The 17,339-nt window shown below is 60.0% G+C and carries 13 protein-coding genes and 2 tRNA genes; 1 reads left to right on the top strand and 14 read right to left on the bottom strand.

Annotation, left to right across the window (positions count from 1 at the left end; genetic code table 11):
• Positions 1 to 103: 103 nt before the first annotated feature.
• The 4 genes from ACI2KA_RS14860 to ACI2KA_RS14845 all read right to left on the bottom strand — a co-directional run bounded on the left by ACI2KA_RS14860 (position 104) and on the right by ACI2KA_RS14845 (position 2,577).
• The gene (locus ACI2KA_RS14860) at positions 104 to 292 is read right to left on the bottom strand and encodes a Trm112 family protein (RefSeq protein ID WP_065117419.1); all 189 of its coding nucleotides are present in this window, start codon (positions 290 to 292) and stop codon (positions 104 to 106) included.
• Between the two features lie 10 nt (positions 293 to 302).
• Positions 303 to 974, bottom strand: a complete 672-nt coding sequence (locus ACI2KA_RS14855; protein WP_404503238.1) for an LON peptidase substrate-binding domain-containing protein — start codon at positions 972 to 974, stop codon at positions 303 to 305.
• A 71-nt stretch (positions 975 to 1,045) separates the two neighbouring features.
• On the bottom strand, positions 1,046 to 2,014 hold the full coding sequence (gene trxA, locus ACI2KA_RS14850; RefSeq protein WP_404503237.1) for a thioredoxin: 969 nt from the start codon (positions 2,012 to 2,014) through the stop codon (positions 1,046 to 1,048).
• 53 nt (positions 2,015 to 2,067) lie between these two features.
• Positions 2,068 to 2,577 carry a prolyl-tRNA synthetase associated domain-containing protein gene (locus tag ACI2KA_RS14845; RefSeq protein WP_404503236.1) on the bottom strand — a complete coding sequence of 170 codons (510 nt, stop codon included), beginning with the start codon at positions 2,575 to 2,577 and terminating at the stop codon, positions 2,068 to 2,070.
• Between the two features lie 257 nt (positions 2,578 to 2,834).
• Between ACI2KA_RS14845 and ACI2KA_RS14840 the strand changes: the two genes are divergently transcribed.
• A tRNA-Gly gene (locus ACI2KA_RS14840) sits at positions 2,835 to 2,909 on the top strand.
• Positions 2,910 to 3,569: 660 nt separating this feature from the next.
• Here the strand turns inward: ACI2KA_RS14840 and ACI2KA_RS14835 are convergent.
• The 10 genes from ACI2KA_RS14835 to tilS form a co-directional block, all read right to left on the bottom strand.
• A tRNA-Met gene (locus ACI2KA_RS14835) sits at positions 3,570 to 3,646 on the bottom strand.
• A gap of 135 nt (positions 3,647 to 3,781) precedes the next feature.
• Positions 3,782 to 4,978, bottom strand: a complete 1,197-nt coding sequence (gene mnmA / locus ACI2KA_RS14830) for a tRNA 2-thiouridine(34) synthase MnmA (RefSeq protein ID WP_404503235.1) — start codon at positions 4,976 to 4,978, stop codon at positions 3,782 to 3,784.
• A 199-nt stretch (positions 4,979 to 5,177) separates the two neighbouring features.
• Positions 5,178 to 6,368, bottom strand: a complete 1,191-nt coding sequence (locus tag ACI2KA_RS14825; protein WP_404503234.1) for an OpgC family protein — start codon at positions 6,366 to 6,368, stop codon at positions 5,178 to 5,180.
• 489 nt (positions 6,369 to 6,857) lie between these two features.
• A complete protein-coding gene (locus ACI2KA_RS14820; RefSeq protein WP_404503233.1) occupies positions 6,858 to 7,934 on the bottom strand; it encodes a Tim44 domain-containing protein in 1,077 nt (358 codons plus the stop codon).
• Between the two features lie 225 nt (positions 7,935 to 8,159).
• On the bottom strand, positions 8,160 to 9,755 hold the full coding sequence (gene serA, locus ACI2KA_RS14815) for a phosphoglycerate dehydrogenase (RefSeq protein WP_404503232.1): 1,596 nt from the start codon (positions 9,753 to 9,755) through the stop codon (positions 8,160 to 8,162).
• A gap of 137 nt (positions 9,756 to 9,892) precedes the next feature.
• Positions 9,893 to 11,071 (bottom strand): phosphoserine transaminase, encoded by a 1,179-nt coding sequence (locus tag ACI2KA_RS14810; protein WP_404503231.1) that lies wholly within the window; start codon positions 11,069 to 11,071, stop codon positions 9,893 to 9,895.
• Positions 11,072 to 11,283: 212 nt separating this feature from the next.
• Entirely contained in the window at positions 11,284 to 12,129 is an 846-nt protein-coding gene (locus ACI2KA_RS14805; RefSeq protein ID WP_404503230.1) for an outer membrane beta-barrel protein, read from the bottom strand.
• 183 nt (positions 12,130 to 12,312) lie between these two features.
• Positions 12,313 to 13,665 carry a phosphoglucosamine mutase gene (gene glmM / locus ACI2KA_RS14800; RefSeq protein WP_404503229.1) on the bottom strand — a complete coding sequence of 451 codons (1,353 nt, stop codon included), beginning with the start codon at positions 13,663 to 13,665 and terminating at the stop codon, positions 12,313 to 12,315.
• Between the two features lie 190 nt (positions 13,666 to 13,855).
• Positions 13,856 to 15,820: an ATP-dependent zinc metalloprotease FtsH gene (gene ftsH, locus ACI2KA_RS14795; protein ID WP_110758059.1), complete on the bottom strand. Its 1,965-nt coding sequence runs from the start codon at positions 15,818 to 15,820 to the stop codon at positions 13,856 to 13,858.
• Positions 15,821 to 15,974: 154 nt separating this feature from the next.
• Complete coding sequence (gene tilS, locus ACI2KA_RS14790) at positions 15,975 to 17,312, bottom strand: tRNA lysidine(34) synthetase TilS (RefSeq protein WP_404503228.1); 1,338 nt, start codon at positions 17,310 to 17,312, stop codon at positions 15,975 to 15,977.
• Positions 17,313 to 17,339: the final 27 nt, after the last annotated feature.

The following is a 17,339-nucleotide window of genomic DNA, read 5'->3' as shown; positions in this document are numbered from 1 at the left end:
CAGACATGCCGGGCGGGACTCTGGTCAAATCCACGCATGGTTGTCAACGCATCTTTGTCGATATGCGACAAGGCAATGTCTGGAACCCGGCACGCGGCGAAGCTTAGTCCTCTATCTTGCGCGCTTCGGAAATCAGCATGATCGGCACCCCGTCGCGGATCGGATAGGCGAGCCTCGCGCTCTCGGAGACGAGCTCGTTGCGGGCACGGTCATAAGAAAGGCGGCCTTTGGTCAAGGGGCAGACCAACAGCTCCAGCAGCTTCGGATCGACATTGCTCATCCTGTCGTCCATGGCGGCGCTCCTATTGCAGCACCGTACCGCCCTCACCCGACCCCTGGGCGAGAACGATCTCGGTAATGGCAATCAAAGTCTCGGCCCGCGTCTTCAGGTCCGGCGCCTCCAGCAGCGCCTGTTTTTCGGCCGGCCCGAAGGGAGACATCATGGAAAGCGAATTGACGAGGACACGGTTGCCCGCCCTTTCCACGCTGTCCCAATCCGCCTCCAGCTGGTTGGCATCCAGAAACGCCCGGAAAACGCGCAGCAGATTGTCACGGTCCACGGCTTCCTCATCATATTCACCGGAAAGATCGGCGATGAAGGGTGCGTGACGGAAACTGCGATAGGGCTTGCCGGCCTCCACCTCTTCCAGCAGGCGGAAACGGCATACGCCGGTGAGCGAGATGATGTAGCGGCCGTCGCCGGTTTCGGAAAGGGAGGTGATGCGGCCAAGACATCCGACCGCGCTCAGAGGCCCGCCATCTCGCCCTGCGTCAATGACGTGAAGGGCCGGCTGCACCATGCCGATGAGCCTGTGGCTCGCCAATGCCGTGTCTATCATCGCCAGATATCGCGGTTCGAAGATATTGAGCGGAAGATGGCCTTCCGGCAGAAGCAGCGCGCCCGGCAAGGGAAAGACCGGCACGGTCTCCGGCAGGTCGTCGTTCTTCACATATCTCGCATTTCCGACATGCATGGGATCAAGCCCCCTGTTCACTGCTCTGCCCGGCCGGCGGATCAACCGTCACGGCCGGGGATATGCCCGCACTATGAAAACAGTATCGACGAAAGCTTCCTGCGGCCGGCAACAGTTGCCGGGTCCTTGAAACCCCAGGCCTCGAAAAACTCCAGAAGCTGGCGGCGCGCGCCGTCATCGTCGAAGGTCCTGTCCTTGCGCATGATGTAGAGCAGATGGTCCGCCGCCTCATCACGCCGCCCCTGCGCATTCAGCACCTTGGCGAGCTTCACCCGCGCCTCGTGATGGTCGGGATTAACGGCGAGATCGCTTTCCAGCGCCACCGGATCGCCGATCTTTCGGGCTTCCTCATATTGCGCGATCTTTTTCGAAACGAGCTGAATGCCCGCATCATCGCCGAGTTCCGCCGGCAGGGAAGACAGCAATTCGCCGGCCCGCTCATATTGCCCGGCCGCGATCATGCATTCGGCGATACCGGCAATAGCGCCCGGGTTCTCCGGATCGGCCTGCATCACGGCGCCGAAGAGCTGCGCCGCACCGTTGAAATCGCCATCCGCCAGAAGCTGCTTCGCCTCGGCCAGAACCGCCTCGATCTCGGCTTTCGGATCACCCGCATCCGGGCCGGCAATCTTGTCGATGAACTGCTTGATCTGGCTTTCCGGCACAGCGCCCATGAAACCATCCACCGGCCGGCCATCGGCAAAGGCGACGATGGCGGGAATGGACTGGATACCGAGCTGGCCCGGAATGGACGGGTGATCGTCAATGTTCAGCTTCACGAGCTTCACACGGCCATTCGCCTCGTTGACGGCCTTTTCCAGCACCGGCGTCAGCTGCTTGCACGGACCGCACCACGGCGCCCAGAAATCCACCAGAACCGGCTGGCGGCGTGATTCCTCAAGAACATCCTTGGAAAAGCCGGCCGTCGTGGTGTCCTTGATGTGACCGGAGGCCGCCCCGTTCAACTCGCCACTATATTGCGCGCTCGCGGACATCTGCCCGCCATAGGAACCGCCGTAAGGATTATTCGTGCCGCTCATGCCGGTCTCCCGTAATCTCTGTCGCATGTCTTAACTGAAGCAAAGATCGTATCTCACTCGCTGACTTTCAAGACAAGCGGCGCATGTCCGGTCGCCTCGAGAAAACGAATGAGATCCTTCGACGCGATCGTCGTCGTCTGGTCGTTGGAAAGCGGATGGCCATTGACCAGTTCGTTTTCCAGAAGGCCGCTATCGAGCACGAAGGTCACCTGCCGGCCGGTATCGTTCATCGCTCCGAACACCGTCACCGATCCCGGCACGACGCCCAGATATTCGAGCATTTTTTCCGGCCTGCCGAAAGACACGCGGCTTGCGGCACCGATTGTCTTGTGAACGCTCTTGAGATCAACCACCGCGTTTTCCTCGACGGTCAGGACGAAATATTGATCCTTCTTGTCCTTCACGAAAAGGTTCTTCGTGTGGCCACCGGGAATGAGATCGCGCAGCGACTGGGATTCAGCGACGGTAAACACCGGTTCATGCTGTTTCGTAGTGTGAGGGATGCCGAGCCCGTCCAGAAACTCGAACAGGTCCGTTGCCGTCTTGGGAGAATTCTCCGCCATATTCCGCCGCCCGCCTTTGCCGATTCCGATATCACCCTATCCCTGATTAAGGGCGCAACCGGCGCTTGGCAACGCATGAAAAAACATCGAGATGAAAAACTCTCAATCATTTCCGCCGCTTGTCGCATTTTTCAAAGAAATTTTCGCGTTTTTGTCATTTCCCTGTTGCATTCCAAAATCGATTGAGCGATATAGCGCCCGTCGCCGCAACACGGTGGCCCACGGTTCAGCGAACTACCCCGGACCGGTGGATTTGAGCGGGTGTAGCTCAGGGGTAGAGCACAACCTTGCCAAGGTTGGGGTCGAGGGTTCAAATCCCTTCGCCCGCTCCAAACTCTTCAGAGACAGATTTTGGGTAAGATTGGTACTGGTAACTGCTGTTACGCATCTGCCAGTGCGTTCCATCGCCCCTCACCGATCCCGCAACAAGCGCCGGGACGAAATTCCTGTCCGTGCGGAACTTATGCCATGAATGACCGTTTCAGATGCGAGGCTCCTAACCTCAGTTCCCCTCTGAACTGCCCGCCCTGAGCGGGCATTTTTTTTGCCGCCGCCGCGCAAGAATAATGCAGAGCCCTGACGGACGTCGCGCGACCGGGACCGGCGTCTCAATCGAATATGACTGCAAACCTGCTCGAATCGCGCCGCAATGCGCGGCTCTGTGGCTGCCGCCTTGTGCCGGACCCTTATCGGAGAGGCGCGAAAGCCGTCAAATTTCGCCATTTGCAGCTAAATTGGCGAATGCGCGCGTCCGCGACAACAATATCGCCGCCATGATCTTGCCATAATTCGTTCAATGTGCTTTTGTGCAGCCGCCCTTGTGGGAGGGGGTAGAGGTTGAGACCCGCTGGCTGCATTATGGCAGCAGGCGGGTTTCCCTTTTTTTGGCGACCGCCAATCGCTGGGACGCCAAGGCAAGCCTTTGCGCACCTCCGCCAACACGCAAAAACACGGGCAATCATTTGCCGGTTTTCATATATTCTGGATGAAAGTGGTAGCGGGAGAGGGACTTGAACCCCCGACACGCGGATTATGATTCCGCTGCTCTAACCACCTGAGCTACCCCGCCACAGGGGAAACGTGACAGTCATGTGACTGGCCGTTCCATCAGGATGAGCGGCTTATAAGGTGCCGCTCCCCAAAGTGTCAAGCGCAAGATGCGCAAAAAATTCGCTTTCCACACCGCCGCAAAAAGCGAACTGTTTCAGGCGGCAACCGGCTTTTCCAGAAGCGCCTTCAACGATGCCTCCGCTTCCGCCGAGCGTTCCGAACGCTCGATGAAACCACCGCCCCAGACGCGGGCATCCGCGCCGGGGGCGGAATAAAGCACGCAGGCCTGGCCGGGGGCGACGCCGGCCTCTCCGGTCATCAGGTCCACGTAAATACCGCTCTCGTCGGCATGCAGCATCGCTTCCGTCGGCGGGCGGGTGGAGCGCACCTTGGCAAAACAGGCAAAGCCCTGCCCTGCATCTTCCGCCAGCAAGCCATCGCCCAGCCAGTTCATGTCACGCAGATAGACGCGACGGGTTTCCAGCGCCTCGCGCGGGCCGACAATGACCCGGCGGCCGCGGGCATCGAGGTGCACCACATATAGCGGCTCCCCCGTCGCAACGCCGATGCCGCGGCGCTGGCCGATCGTATAATGCACAATGCCCTCGTGACGACCCAGCACGCGGCCGTCGAGATGCACGATGTCTCCCGCCAGAGCCGCATTCGGCTTCAGCTTGTTGATGATATCGGTATATTTGCCCTGCGGCACGAAACAGATGTCCTGGCTGTCGGCCTTCTTGGCCACGACAAGCCCCATCTCTTCCGCCAGGGCGCGGGTTTCCGCCTTGGAAAGGCCGCCCAGCGGAAAGCGCAGATAATCGATCTGTTCCTGTGTCGTCGCAAACAGGAACCAGCTCTGGTCGCGGTCGCTGTCGATCGGGCGGTAGAGCGCGCGACGAGCAGGATGGTCGGCAACCGGATTGGGACGCGAGCGGATATAATGGCCCGTCGCCAGCGCGTCGGCCCCCAGTTCCTGCGCAGTGGCAAGCAGATCGGCGAATTTTACCGTCTGGTTGCAGGCGACACACGGAATCGGCGTTTCGCCCATGGCATAGGCTTCGGCGAAGGGATTGATGACGGTTTCACGGAACCGCGCTTCGTAATCCAGCACATAATGGGGAATGCCAAGCGTTTCGCAGACCCTGCGCGCATCGTCGATATCCTGGCCCGCACAACAGGAGCCCGCGCGGTGCACGGCAGCGCCATGGTCGTAAAGCTGGAGCGTAATGCCGAGGACATCATAACCCTCGCGCTTGAGGATACCGGCCACAACCGAAGAATCGACGCCACCGGACATGGCGACAACGATCCGGGTATCTTCCGGCCTCTTGTCAAAATCGAGCGTATTCACGTTTTTTCCCATCGTCAGTCATAACGGGGGTAAAGGCCCCGCCGCCTGTCGGTCATCCGCCGCAAGGAACCTTGGCCGTCATTCGGGCCTGCCTGCCTGCGGATTTAAGGGCTGCATATAGAAAGGAATGGCCGCGCACGCAAGTACGGGGCGAAAAGCCGCCCCGCAAAGCCGTTCAAATTCGGGGCGTGACAGGCCTTTAAGCGCCGGCCGTCTTCTGGCCGCTGCTGCCGATCCACTTATCCCGTTCCCTCCACAGGGCGGGCAAGGCCAGCAATCCGATCGCCGTAAACGCGATCAGCGTCTTGCTGAACTGCGACAGTTCCGCCGTGCGGCCATCAAGATAATAGACGCCATAAACGATCGCCACGTGCCAGACATAGACCTGCAGCGAATGGCGGCCGAGCAGCTGAAGGAACTTCAGCGACAGCACCCAGATGACGCCTTCGGCAATGGAGCGCACCAGCGGACGATGGTGTTTCGGGCCTGCGATCACCAGCCAGGTCAAACCGACACCGACGGCGAGGAAGTTGATGAGATAGACCGGACCGAAATCGGCGCGGATTTCCATGGTGGAAAATTTGCCCATCATGAATTCCGGCATCAGGCCCCAGGCCGTGGCGATCCGCAGCGGCATGAAGAACAGGCAGATGACAAGGGCGGCCTTGGGCAACCATGTATGCTGCGGCGAGAAGATCGCCTTCCACGGAATACGGTTCTGCGCCGTCATGGCACCCATCACCAGCGCCGAATAAAACACCAGCTGCCAGCCAAGCAGGTTGAAGCTGACGCGGATGCCCTGTTCATCCACGCCCTTGACGAGCTCGTTGAGCGGGGTCGTCACGATCTGCTGCAGGCCAAGCTGACCGGCCATCCAGACCAGCAGCGAACCGGCCATGACATAGGCCCATTTGCCGTCAAGGCAGAGCTTCACCAGCACGGGCGCAAAGATCATGTAGACGATATATTGCGGCAGGATATCCATGAAGGTCGGCTGGAACAGGAACGTTGCGATCGCTGCGAGACGCAGCGGATCGTCGAACGAGGTCATGCCCAGCCAGTTGTACCAGATATAAGGCGCATGCGGGATGACCATGCGGAAGAACAGCACAGCGATGACGAGGCCCATCGCATAACGATAAAGCTCCATCGCCCGGTTCCAGATCATCTGCTTGCCGGCATCATAGCCGTATTTCATCATCTTGCGCGCATAGACCATGCCGATCAGCAGGCCGGACAGGAACACGAAGCCCTGCGCGTCCTCGACAAAGGCGAACTGCCGGTGATTGATCTCCACCAGCCAGAAGCCGCCGGCAAACACCAGATGGTTGATCAGCATGAAGACGAGGAAGTAACCACGCATCCCGTCGATCAGGTCAAAGCGTTTCATCTCGATAGCTCTCCGTTCTCGCAGGGCCTGCAGTGCCCGGCCACCCAGCCCGGCTTGCGGGAGGCCGGGAATTGGATTGTCAACGCTGTTTTGCGCTTGAGGTTCCCTTTCCAAAGCGGTTTAGAACCGGCGCGAAAAGTCACATTGACGTGTATGCCCCGTGGTTAGGACGCGGGGACTGAATGTCGGATGAATGAAAAAAGGCGATTCCGTGGAAGTGACAAGCCATGCGCAGACAGGATGCCTCCGCAAGGAGCAGCGAAACCCTTGCATGGCAGGGCGAAAGGGCGGATCGGGGTCCGCGGACACGACAGATATCACCCGTTAGATTTTCCAGTCGTTTTTTTGCGCGCCGCCCCGTCTTCGCCCGCGCTGGATAGCAATCCGAATCAACATCAAAATCGGAAATATACGCAGCCTGAAAAAACGAAGGCCCGGAGCTTGGCGGAGCTCCGGGCCATCCAGTTTGAAAAAGAAAGCGATATGGCGTCAGGCGGCGGCCTGAATGGCGGCAACCTGCCAATTGTCGTTGCCACCGCGGCGCACGAAGGTCCACATTTCCACAGCTTCGGACGGCTTGTGCTCGTCACCTTCGATAACATTGCCCGAGGTGCGGTCGCGCATCACGTCGATGGCGGAGTAGCGCATTGCCACCGTTGCATAATCCTGGCCCTCTTCGTGCCAGGCTTCGGCAACGTCGCCCTGCAGCAGCGTCACATCGCGCACATCGTTTTTCACGCCGCTGGTGGCGTTGTCGCTCAGTTCTTCCGCGAGGTAAGACATGGCTTCCGGCGTCGTCAGCTTGCGCAATGTGCCATAGTCTTCAGCGGCATAGGCAGCCTGTACGTCTTCCAGCATTTTCTGGAAGGTTTCGAGGTCGCCCTGGGTAATGCCGATTTCATCGCCTTCCGACACGGCATTGGCATGGGGCGCCGGCTTGGCCGCCGCAGCTGTGGCAGCCGCGGTACCGCCCGCAGCACCGGCCAGCGCACCGATCTTCGGGATCTTGAACGAGGATGCGCCAGAACCCGCCTGCGAACCGCCATTATAAGGGGAACCGGAGTGATCCGCGCGCTGCGATCCGCCGGCTGCGCCATAAGCGGGCTGGCCCTGACGGCGCGATGCGAAGAAACGCATGGCGAGCATGACCAGGAGGCCGATCAGCGCCACCTGCAGCAGCATGCCGAAGAAACCGGCCATGCCGCCAAAACCGCCGCCCATGAGCATGCCGAACAGACCGCCCATCAGAAGGCCGCCCATCAGGCCACCCATCATGCCGCCGAACAGGCCGCGATTTTGCTGCGGCGCCTGCGCGCCGGGACGGGCCGGCTGAGCAGCATTCGGCGTTGCCTGATTGGTATTCGGCGTCATGCTGCGGTTGATCGGCGCGGTCTGGCCGGGCGCAGTGCTGGTTGACGGCGGCGCGGAATAGGTCCGCGTGCCACGGCTGCCGAAGCCACCGCTGGCACGGCGTGCCTCCGCCATATCAACCGCCACGAAAGACACCGCGATACCAAGCGCGGCGACTGCGAACAAACCCTTGAAGCGCCGAAAGGCAGCAAACATCACTATCTCCTGTTGGCCGCCCTCCCATGAGCGGCATGTCAGCAGGCGATATAGCAACTCATGATCATCATTTTTAGAGCACCCGCCTTAAATTTTTCGTGATATGCAACCAGAGCGATAGATGCATATGTTTGCGGCAAATCCGGCAATCGGCAAAACAAAAAAAACCGGCACAGGGTCTCCCCTGCACCGGGCCTTATTGTCCCCTTGGGAGGAACGATAAGATCAGTCGACGTTGAAGGTCAGCGGCTTGACCTGGCGGATCGCCGGGTTGGCGCGCAGCTTGTCCAGCACGGCTTCGGAAACCGGGCCATCGACGTAAAGCAGCGCAATCGCATCGCCGGCTTCCTTTTCACGGCCAAGCTGGAAGTTGGCGATATTGACGCCAGCCTCACCGAGCGTGGTGCCCATGAAGCCGATCATGCCGGGAACGTCGGTATTGGTGATATAGATCATGTGCGATCCGACATCCGCATCCATGTTGATGTTCTTGATCTGGATGAAGCGCGGCTTGCCATCCGAGAACACCGTGCCGGCAACCGAGCGGATCTGGTTTTCCGTCTTGACCGTCAACTTGATGTAGCCGTCGTAAACGCCGGTCTTGTCGCGCTTGACTTCGGACAGGATGATGCCCTTTTCCTTGATCATCACCGGTGCAGAAACCATGTTCACATCCGCAACCTGGCTGCGGATGAGGCCGGCCAGCAACGCGCTGGTCAGCGCCTTGGTGTTCATGTTGGCGGTCGCGCCGTCATAAAGGATTTCGATTTCCTTGGTGGCGCTTTCCTGCACCTGGCCGACGAAGGAACCGAGAACATCCGCCAGACGAATGAAGGGCTTCAGGCGGGGTGCCTCTTCCGCCGTGATCGACGGCATGTTGATGGCGTTGGAAACCGCGCCCTTCACGAGGTAATCCGACATCTGCTCGGCGACCTGAAGGGCGACGTTTTCCTGCGCTTCCGTGGTCGAAGCGCCGAGATGCGGCGTGCAGACGACGTTCGGCAGGCCGAAAAGCGGGCTCTCGGTGGCGGGCTCGACTTCGAACACGTCGAAACCAGCACCGGCGACATGGCCGGACTTGATGGCTTCGGCAAGGGCCGCCTCATCCACCAGACCGCCGCGGGCGCAGTTGACGATGCGCACGCCCTTTTTGGTCTTGGCAAGGTTTTCAGCGTTCAGGATGCCGCGGGTCTTGTCGGTCATCGGCACGTGCAGGGTGATGAAATCCGCCTGCGCCAGCAGTTCGTCCAGCTCGACCTTGGTGACGCCCATTTCCTGCGCGCGTTCCGGCGACAGGAATGGGTCATAGGCCAGAACATGCATCTTGAGGCCAAGCGCACGCGAGCAGACGATGGAGCCGATGTTGCCGGCGCCGATGACGCCGAGCGTCTTGCCGGTGATTTCGACACCCATGAATTTCGACTTTTCCCACTTGCCGGCCTGCGTGGAGCTGTCGGCGGCCGGAAGCTGGCGGGCGACGGCGAACATCAGCGCGATGGCGTGTTCGGCGGTGGTGATGGAGTTGCCGAAAGGCGTGTTCATGACGATGATACCGCGGCGCGAGGCAGCCGGAATATCGACATTGTCAACGCCGATGCCGGCGCGGCCGATGACCTTGAGGTTGGTCGCGGCCTCGATCAGCTTTTCGGTCGCCTTGGTGGCGGAACGGATGGCCAGACCATCATAATTGCCGATGATTTCCGCAAGCTTGTCCTTGTCCTTGCCGAGCTTCGGCTGGAAATCGACTTCGACGCCGCGATCGCGGAAAATCTGGACGGCGGTTTCCGACAGTTCGTCGGATACGAGTACACGAGGTGCCATGGTTCACGGGCTCCTTGAAAAACGGTGGATCTGTTGTTTTACGCATTTCCGGACGCAAAACCGGTGTCCACTTTTGCTGGAAATGCTCTAAAGCGGGAAATCGGCGGCCCTGCATCAGCGCAGGGCCGGTATCAAAATCAGGCGGCAGCCTTGGAAAGTGCTGCCTTCTGCGTCTGGAAGGCCCAGGCAAGCCAGGGCATGACGGCTTCCATGTCGGCCGTCTCGATGGTCGCGCCGGCCCAGATGCGCAGACCGGACGGTGCGTCACGGTAGGCGCCGATATCGAGGGCGACATTTTCCTTTTCGAGCAGGGCGACGACGCCCTTGGCGAAATCGGCCTGTGCGGCGGCATCCAGCGCCTGCACTTCGGGATCGACGATCTTCAGGCAGACGGAGGTGTTGGAGCGGGTTTCCGGCTTGACGGCCAGGTTGGCGATCCAGTCATTCTTCTCGATAAAGTCGTAGATGACCTTGGCATTGGCATCGGCACGGCCGATCAGCGCCTTCAGGCCACCAAGATTTTTGGCCCACAGCAGCGCGTCGATATAATCCTCAACGCAGAGCATGGACGGCGTGTTGATGGTTTCGCCGGTGAAGATGCCTTCGATCAGCTTGCCGCCGGAGACCATGCGGAAGATTTTCGGCAGAGGCCATGGCGGCGAATAGCTCAGCAGACGCTCGACGGCGCGCGGCGAAAGGATGATGACGCCATGGCCGCCCTCGCCGCCCAGAACCTTCTGCCAGGAGAAGGTGACGACGTCGAGCTTGGTAAAGTCCATGTCCTGCGCGAAGGCCGCCGAGGTGGCGTCGCATATGGTCAGGCCCTTGCGGTCGGCAGGGATGAAATCGGCATTGGGAACACGGACGCCGGAGGTCGTACCGTTCCAGGTAAAGACCACGTCACGGTCGAAATCGACTTCGGCGAGGTTCGGCAGCAGGCCGTAATCGGCCTCGAATTTGCGGACGTCCTTCAGCTTCAGCTGCTTGACGACGTCGGTGACCCAGCCGGCGCCGAAGCTTTCCCAGGCGAGCATGTCGACGCCGCGTTCGCCGAGCAGCGACCAGAGGGCCATTTCAACGGCGCCGGTGTCGGATGCGGGAACGATACCGATGCGATAATCGGCAGGAACGTTCAGAACTTCACGGGTGAGATCGATGGCCTGCTTCAGCTTGGCTTTGCCAACCTTGGCGCGATGCGAGCGACCGAGCGGTGCATCGGAGAGAGCTTCCAGCGACCAACCGGGACGCTTCGAGCAGGGACCAGAGGAAAAATGCGTATTGCCCGGACGGACGTCCGGCTTCACGATATCTGTCATTTGACTACCCTTCCAGATAGGCGCTCCACGTTAGGGTGGAGTGTCCTGACGCCGTTGCTATTCCTGTCGCCGATCTCAGTCAAGCGGAATATGTCGCTACGCAGAAGAATCTTGGTCCATATGCGTCATGCGCCGCGTCAGATGCCGGTACAACAAAACCGCCCGCACCCGGAGGATGCGGACGGTTTGAAACTACCAGCGGTGCGTGACGTTTATTTATAAACGGCAGGCTGCAGCGGAATATCGGCAGGCGGCATATATTGTGCGGTATCGCAGCCGTTGAAGACATAACGGCCGCCGAGGCGCACTTCATGCGAATAAAGGCCCTTGTCGCGGCCCGGACCGCCATTGTTCTCGTAACCGAACATGTCGCCCTTGTTGATGTGGCGGAAACGATAACCGATATCGGCCTTCAGGTTGCAGGTAACGTCGATGGAGGCGCCGGCCATCAGGGCATAGGCGAAGCGCCACTTGCCCTTGCCGCCGTGTTCCGTCGTCTCGTCGCAATAGCCCGATCCGTCGGTCGCACAGGAGGTGTTACGGAGCTTGTCCCACTTGACGTAAGACGCACCAACGCCACCGCCGACATAAGGCGTGATGCGACCATAGGTCCCAAGATCGACATAGGCGTTTGCCATCAGGGTATAGGCCCTGAGCGAGCTCAGATCCGTTGAAACGCAGGGAGCGCCGTTGCCGCAGAATCCGCGGGTGGAGCCGCGGAAATCAGACTTCCCCATATAGTCGAAGGTCAGATCACTGCGGAAATAATTATTGAACTGGTAGCCGACGCCAGCTCCGATGTTGTAGCTATCCTTGATCTTTGCGGTCTCGAAATCCTGCAGATAGCCGCCCGGACCGCCCTGGTAATAATGGGCGCCGCGCAGCTTGTTGAAGGAATAACCGACATCGCCGCGCAGATACCAGCCGCTCGCCTGGGTGATCTGAACTTCAGGTGCCTCGACATAGGCGGGCGCGGGCTCGGCCTGGTAAAGATCGGCGCCGACGGCGCTTGTGCCGGTCAGCAGAACGGCCAGAAATCCGGCCAGGGCGTTTTTCATGACTTCCACTCCAGAAGAGGCACGTGCGTTGCGGCAGCTGCCAGTGAACTGTTCAGTCACGCAGAGTGGCGTAAAATGGTTAAGTCCCGATTAACCACGATCATTCACCATCTTTATTAGGAAATACTCAAAGAAAAAGCCGGCTGGAAAGCCGGCTTTTCGTTATTCTACTGCCTGATCTGCTCACGCAGCCGAGCGGGCATTGGCAATGACGCCGACGAGATCGTTGACGATCTTCTCCACCTTGGCGCTGTCGTCGCCTTCCGCCATGACGCGGATCAGCGGCTCCGTGCCGGACGGGCGGATGACAAGGCGGCCATTATTGGCCAGCGCGCTTTCCGCATCCGCAATCGCCTGCTGCACGACCGGATTTTCCAGCGGCTTGCCGCCGGAGATGCGCACATTCTTCAGGAGCTGCGGCACCGGCTCGAACTTACGGCACACGTCACTGACGGTAAGACCGGAGCGCTTGACCTTGGCGAGAACCTGCAATGCCGCGACGAGACCATCCCCTGTCGTGCCGTAATCCGACAGCACGATGTGGCCGGACTGCTCGCCGCCGACGTTGAAATTGTGGTTGCGCATGTGCTCTACGACATAACGGTCGCCGACCTTGGTGCGGGCAAGGGTAAGGCCCTTGTCACTAAGGAAGCGCTCCAGCCCGAGATTGGACATGACAGTCGCGACGATGCCGCCGCCGCGCAGCGTGTTATCCGCAGCCCAGCTATCGGCAATGACCGCCATCAGCTGGTCGCCATCAACGATCTCACCACGCTCATCGACGATGATGACACGGTCCGCATCACCATCCAGCGCGATACCGATATCGGCCCGCACCTCATGCACCTTCTTTTGCAGGGCTTCCGGGTGGGTGGAGCCACATTCGAGATTGATATTGATGCCGTTCGGTTCGTTACCGATGGTGACGACTTCCGCACCCAGTTCCCAGAGTGCAGCCGGCGCCACCTTATAGGCGGCGCCATTGGCGCAATCGATAGCGATCCTCAGCCCGCTCAGCGTCACATCACGCGGCAGGGTGCGTTTGACGAATTCGATATAGCGGTAAATATCGCCATCAACGCGCTTGGCGCGGCCGATTTCGGCCGGCTTGGCAAGCTGGGCATAAATATCCTTATCGAGAAGGTCTTCGATCTCCAGTTCCAGCTCATCCGACAGCTTGTATCCGTCCGGTCCGAACAGCTTGATGCCATTATCGGAGAAGGGGTTGTGCGAGGCAGAAATCATCACGCCGATATCGGCGCGCAGCGAGCGGGTCAGCATGGCGACGGCCGGCGTCGGAATGGGGCCTAGCAGGAAGACGTCCAGCCCGGCTGCGGTGAAGCCGGCAACCAGGGCGTTTTCCAGCATATAGCCGGAAAGCCGCGTATCCTTGCCGATGACGACGCGATGACGATGGTGGCCACGGCGGAAGATCGTTCCAACGGCAATGCCAACACGCATCGCCAGGTCCGGCGTCATCGGGAAGACGTTTGATTGTCCGCGGATACCATCGGTACCGAAATAACGGCGTGCCATTTGAACTCCAAATCTTTCAGGCATTCCGGCAAAAGCTGAAAATAGCCGGAAGCGTTTTTGGCTAGATGCCACAAACCACAATAAACAGCACGTAAATTACCGCAAAAATGGCTTATATCTTGTTACCAGACTGAAAAGGCCACCCGGAATACCGGATGGCCTTTTACAATAACGCAAGCAACGCTGGCGATCAGTGCGGCTGCGGCTCCATACCGCCTTCGGCCTCGCCGTCGCCCTTGGCTTCGCCGTCGCCCTTCGCTTCGCTCGGCCCGTCCTTCTTGGTACCGGCCTTCGGCACGGCCGAACCGCGGCTGCCGGGAGAATCGTCACCGAGATCACGAGCGGGCTTCTCGCCCTTCAGCAGCGCCTTGATCTCGTCGCCCGTCAGGGTTTCGTATTCAAGAAGGCCCTCGGCAATCGCGACAAAACCGTCATGGTTTTCCGTCAGGATACGGCGTGCCTCGGCATAAGCCTCATCGATCAGGCGGCGAACTTCGGTATCGATCGTCTGAGCCGTCGCCTCGGAGACATTCTTCGACTGCGAGACGGAATGACCTAGGAAGACTTCCTGCTGGTTTTCACCATAGGAGACCTGACCGAGCGCATCGGAGAAGCCCCATTGGGTGACCATGGCACGGGCAAGCTTGGTGGCCTGCTCGATATCCGAGGACGCGCCGGAGGTGATGTTTTCCTTGCCGAAGGTCAGTTCCTCGGCAACGCGTCCACCCATCATAATCACGAGACGCGACACCATCCACTTATAGCTCATGGAGTAGCGGTCGCCTTCCGGCAGCTGCATGACCATGCCGAGCGCACGGCCGCGCGGAATGATCGTCGCCTTGTGCAGCGGATCGGCCACGGCAACCTTCAGCGCGGTGATGGCGTGACCTGCCTCATGATAGGCGGTCAGTTTCTTTTCGGCCTCGGTCATGGCGGAGGAGCGACGCTCCGCACCCATCATGATCTTGTCCTTGGCGTCCTCGAACTCCTGCATGGTGACCACGCGCTTGTTGCGACGGGCGGCCATGAGCGCGGCTTCGTTGACGAGGTTCATCAGGTCCGCGCCCGAAAAGCCGGGGGTGCCGCGGGCCAGAACCTTGAGGTCGACGTTGGGCGCCAGCGGCACGTTGCGGATATGCACCTTGAGAATGCGCTCGCGGCCGACGATATCCGGGTTCGGCACGACGACCTGACGGTCGAAACGGCCGGGACGCAGAAGTGCCGGGTCCAGAACATCGGGACGGTTGGTGGCAGCGATGAGGATGATGCCTTCATTCGCCTCGAAGCCATCCATTTCGACCAGCAGCTGGTTCAGCGTCTGTTCGCGTTCGTCGTTACCGCCGCCGAGACCGGCGCCACGGTGGCGGCCGACGGCGTCGATTTCGTCGATGAAGATGATGCAGGGCGCGTTCTTCTTGGCCTGTTCGAACATGTCGCGCACGCGGCTTGCACCGACGCCGACGAACATTTCCACGAAGTCAGAGCCGGAAATGGTGAAGAACGGCACGTTGGCTTCACCGGCGACGGAGCGCGCCAGCAGCGTCTTACCGGTACCCGGAGGGCCGACCAGCAGCACGCCGCGCGGAATTTTACCGCCCAGGCGTTGGAACTTCTGCGGATCACGCAGGAATTCGACGATTTCCTCGAGGTCCTGCTTGGCTTCGTCCACGCCGGCGACATCGTCAAACGTCACGCGGCCGTGGGCTTCCGTCAAAAGCTTGGCCTTTGATTTGCCAAAGCCCATCGCGCCGCGCGAACCGCCCTGCATCTGCCGCATGAAGAACAGCCAGACGCCAAGGATGAGGAACATCGGCAGAAGCGTGCCGAGATAGCTCAGAAAACCGGAAGAGCCGTCGCTTTCGGGACGCGCCACGATGGTGACGTTCTTGCTCTGCAAGCGCTCCATCAGGCTGTCGTCAATGACGGGGGAATAGGTCTGAAAGGCCGTGCCGTTTTCGGTATAGGTTCCGAGAACCCGGTTACCGGTGACGGTTACGTCGCGAACTCGCCCGGAATCCACATCGCGAAGAAACTGGGAATACGGAATTTCCCGTGAACCCGTTTGTGTCGGCGACGTCTGGAACATGCTGAACAACGCGATCAGCAAGAGGGCGATCACGGCCCACAAGGCGAAATTTCTGAAATTTGGGTTCATCGAACTCCCCGAACTCACACGGGCATGTCTGCTGCCCGCTCTTACGTGCCCCTAACATAAGGACGACATCTGCCGTTGCCAAGGCGAAGGGCGTTATCTGATGCGTTTTGGTGTAAAAACTATTCCATGGCAATTCACGAAAAAGAGGCCGGATTTAAACCGGGGGCTGTGGATATGCGGCACGCCCGCACAAAACAGCGATTGCATTTGCCAACTCAAGGTCGAAGCGCGGCAAAAAAAGATCGAATGGCGCAAGCCTCGGCGTGATGGTCACGTCCCCCGCCAGGGATATGGCGTGGGGAGCCGCTGCGGCGATTTGCGGCAGGCCGGCCGTGGCCGGTTTCGCCACTGCGGGCGGCAGGGACGGAAAAAGCGCCTCCGCTCGCGGCGCATCGTCCACCCTGCCCGCCGTGACACGGATCGGAACCGACGATCCGTTTTTCACAAGAAAGCGCTCATCCCAAAGCCCTTGCCCATGCGCCCCGACGGAAAGCTCCGGCAGGTTTCGCTGCTCGCGAAAAATATAAAGCCCGTCGCGGCGGCGGTCGAGCAGAACACGGCCGACCGTCAACCGTCCGTTTTCCCCGGTCTTGAGAAGACGCAGAACCCGCTCCATGCTGCTTGCAGCCGGAAAATAGGTCCTTCCCCCCAGCGTGGCGATGAGCGCCGCCAATGCATGCCTGAATTCGGAACGATCGGGCATCACACTGTCCGCGGCTATTCCGGCGAGCACGGCATGGAAGACCTGCACATGCCCGCGCAGGAAATCGGCCGTATTTTCAGAGAGCTTCCGCCGTTTGACGGCTGCTTCGGCATCAAGGTGAACCGCAGCACCGGTAAGAGCCTGCCTTACCCGTACACGCTCATATCCGGTATTTTCATTGCTGGGATCGTCCACCCAGCTTTGTGAGCGCGACAGTATGTAATCGCGGATCGCCTGTCTTTCACAGGCAAGAAACGGCCGCATGATCCAGCGGCGGCCATCGTACAAGACCGCATCCGCCATGCCGGAAAGGCCGAGATTGTCAGCTCCGGCATTTCGGGCGGCGCGCATCGCCACGGTTTCCCGCTGGTCGCCGATCGTATGCCCCGTCACGACAAGATCGGCGCCGATCCCATCGGCAACCTCGGCGATCAGACGATAGCGCGCGAGGCGGGAGGCGTCGGAAAGACCGGAAGCGGGCTTGGCGCCCTCCCACCGGCGCGTAACATGGGGAACGCCAAGATCAAGGCAAAGCGCGGCGACCTGGCGGGCCTCCTCGGCGGATTCCACTCTCAGCGCGTGATCGATGGTGACGGCGGAAAGTCGCAGCCGGCCACAGCCCGCCTCCGCCATTGCCTGATGCAGCGCCAGCAACAGACCGGTGGAATCGCTGCCGCCTGAAATTGCAACGAGAATATGGGAAGGTTTGCGGAGATTTGCGACAAAGGACCTTGCTGCCGGAAGCGGCGCAACTGTCTTTTCGCTTGGGAAGCGGGCATCAACCGGCATGGAAACACCGCCGCAATGGCAGGAAAG

It is taken from the genome of Agrobacterium sp. NPDC089420 (assembly GCF_044900305.1).
Lineage (GTDB): Bacteria > Pseudomonadota > Alphaproteobacteria > Rhizobiales > Rhizobiaceae > Agrobacterium.
This window is presented reverse-complemented; position numbering and strand designations above follow the sequence as displayed.

What these genes read in the sequence shown, in the direction of transcription:
- ACI2KA_RS14860 (WP_065117419.1), bottom strand. Translation starts at nt 292, where the DNA reads ATGGACGACAGGATGAGCAATGTCGATCCGAAGCTGCTGGAGCTGTTG.
- ACI2KA_RS14855 (WP_404503238.1), bottom strand. Translation starts at nt 974, where the DNA reads ATGCATGTCGGAAATGCGAGATATGTGAAGAACGACGACCTGCCGGAG.
- trxA (WP_404503237.1), bottom strand. Translation starts at nt 2,014, where the DNA reads ATGAGCGGCACGAATAATCCTTACGGCGGTTCCTATGGCGGGCAGATG.
- ACI2KA_RS14845 (WP_404503236.1), bottom strand. Translation starts at nt 2,577, where the DNA reads ATGGCGGAGAATTCTCCCAAGACGGCAACGGACCTGTTCGAGTTTCTG.
- ACI2KA_RS14825 (WP_404503234.1), bottom strand. Translation starts at nt 6,368, where the DNA reads ATGAAACGCTTTGACCTGATCGACGGGATGCGTGGTTACTTCCTCGTC.
- ACI2KA_RS14820 (WP_404503233.1), bottom strand. Translation starts at nt 7,934, where the DNA reads ATGTTTGCTGCCTTTCGGCGCTTCAAGGGTTTGTTCGCAGTCGCCGCG.
- serA (WP_404503232.1), bottom strand. Translation starts at nt 9,755, where the DNA reads ATGGCACCTCGTGTACTCGTATCCGACGAACTGTCGGAAACCGCCGTC.
- ACI2KA_RS14810 (WP_404503231.1), bottom strand. Translation starts at nt 11,071, where the DNA reads ATGACAGATATCGTGAAGCCGGACGTCCGTCCGGGCAATACGCATTTT.
- ACI2KA_RS14805 (WP_404503230.1), bottom strand. Translation starts at nt 12,129, where the DNA reads ATGAAAAACGCCCTGGCCGGATTTCTGGCCGTTCTGCTGACCGGCACA.
- glmM (WP_404503229.1), bottom strand. Translation starts at nt 13,665, where the DNA reads ATGGCACGCCGTTATTTCGGTACCGATGGTATCCGCGGACAATCAAAC.
- ftsH (WP_110758059.1), bottom strand. Translation starts at nt 15,820, where the DNA reads ATGAACCCAAATTTCAGAAATTTCGCCTTGTGGGCCGTGATCGCCCTC.
- tilS (WP_404503228.1), bottom strand. Translation starts at nt 17,312, where the DNA reads ATGCCGGTTGATGCCCGCTTCCCAAGCGAAAAGACAGTTGCGCCGCTT.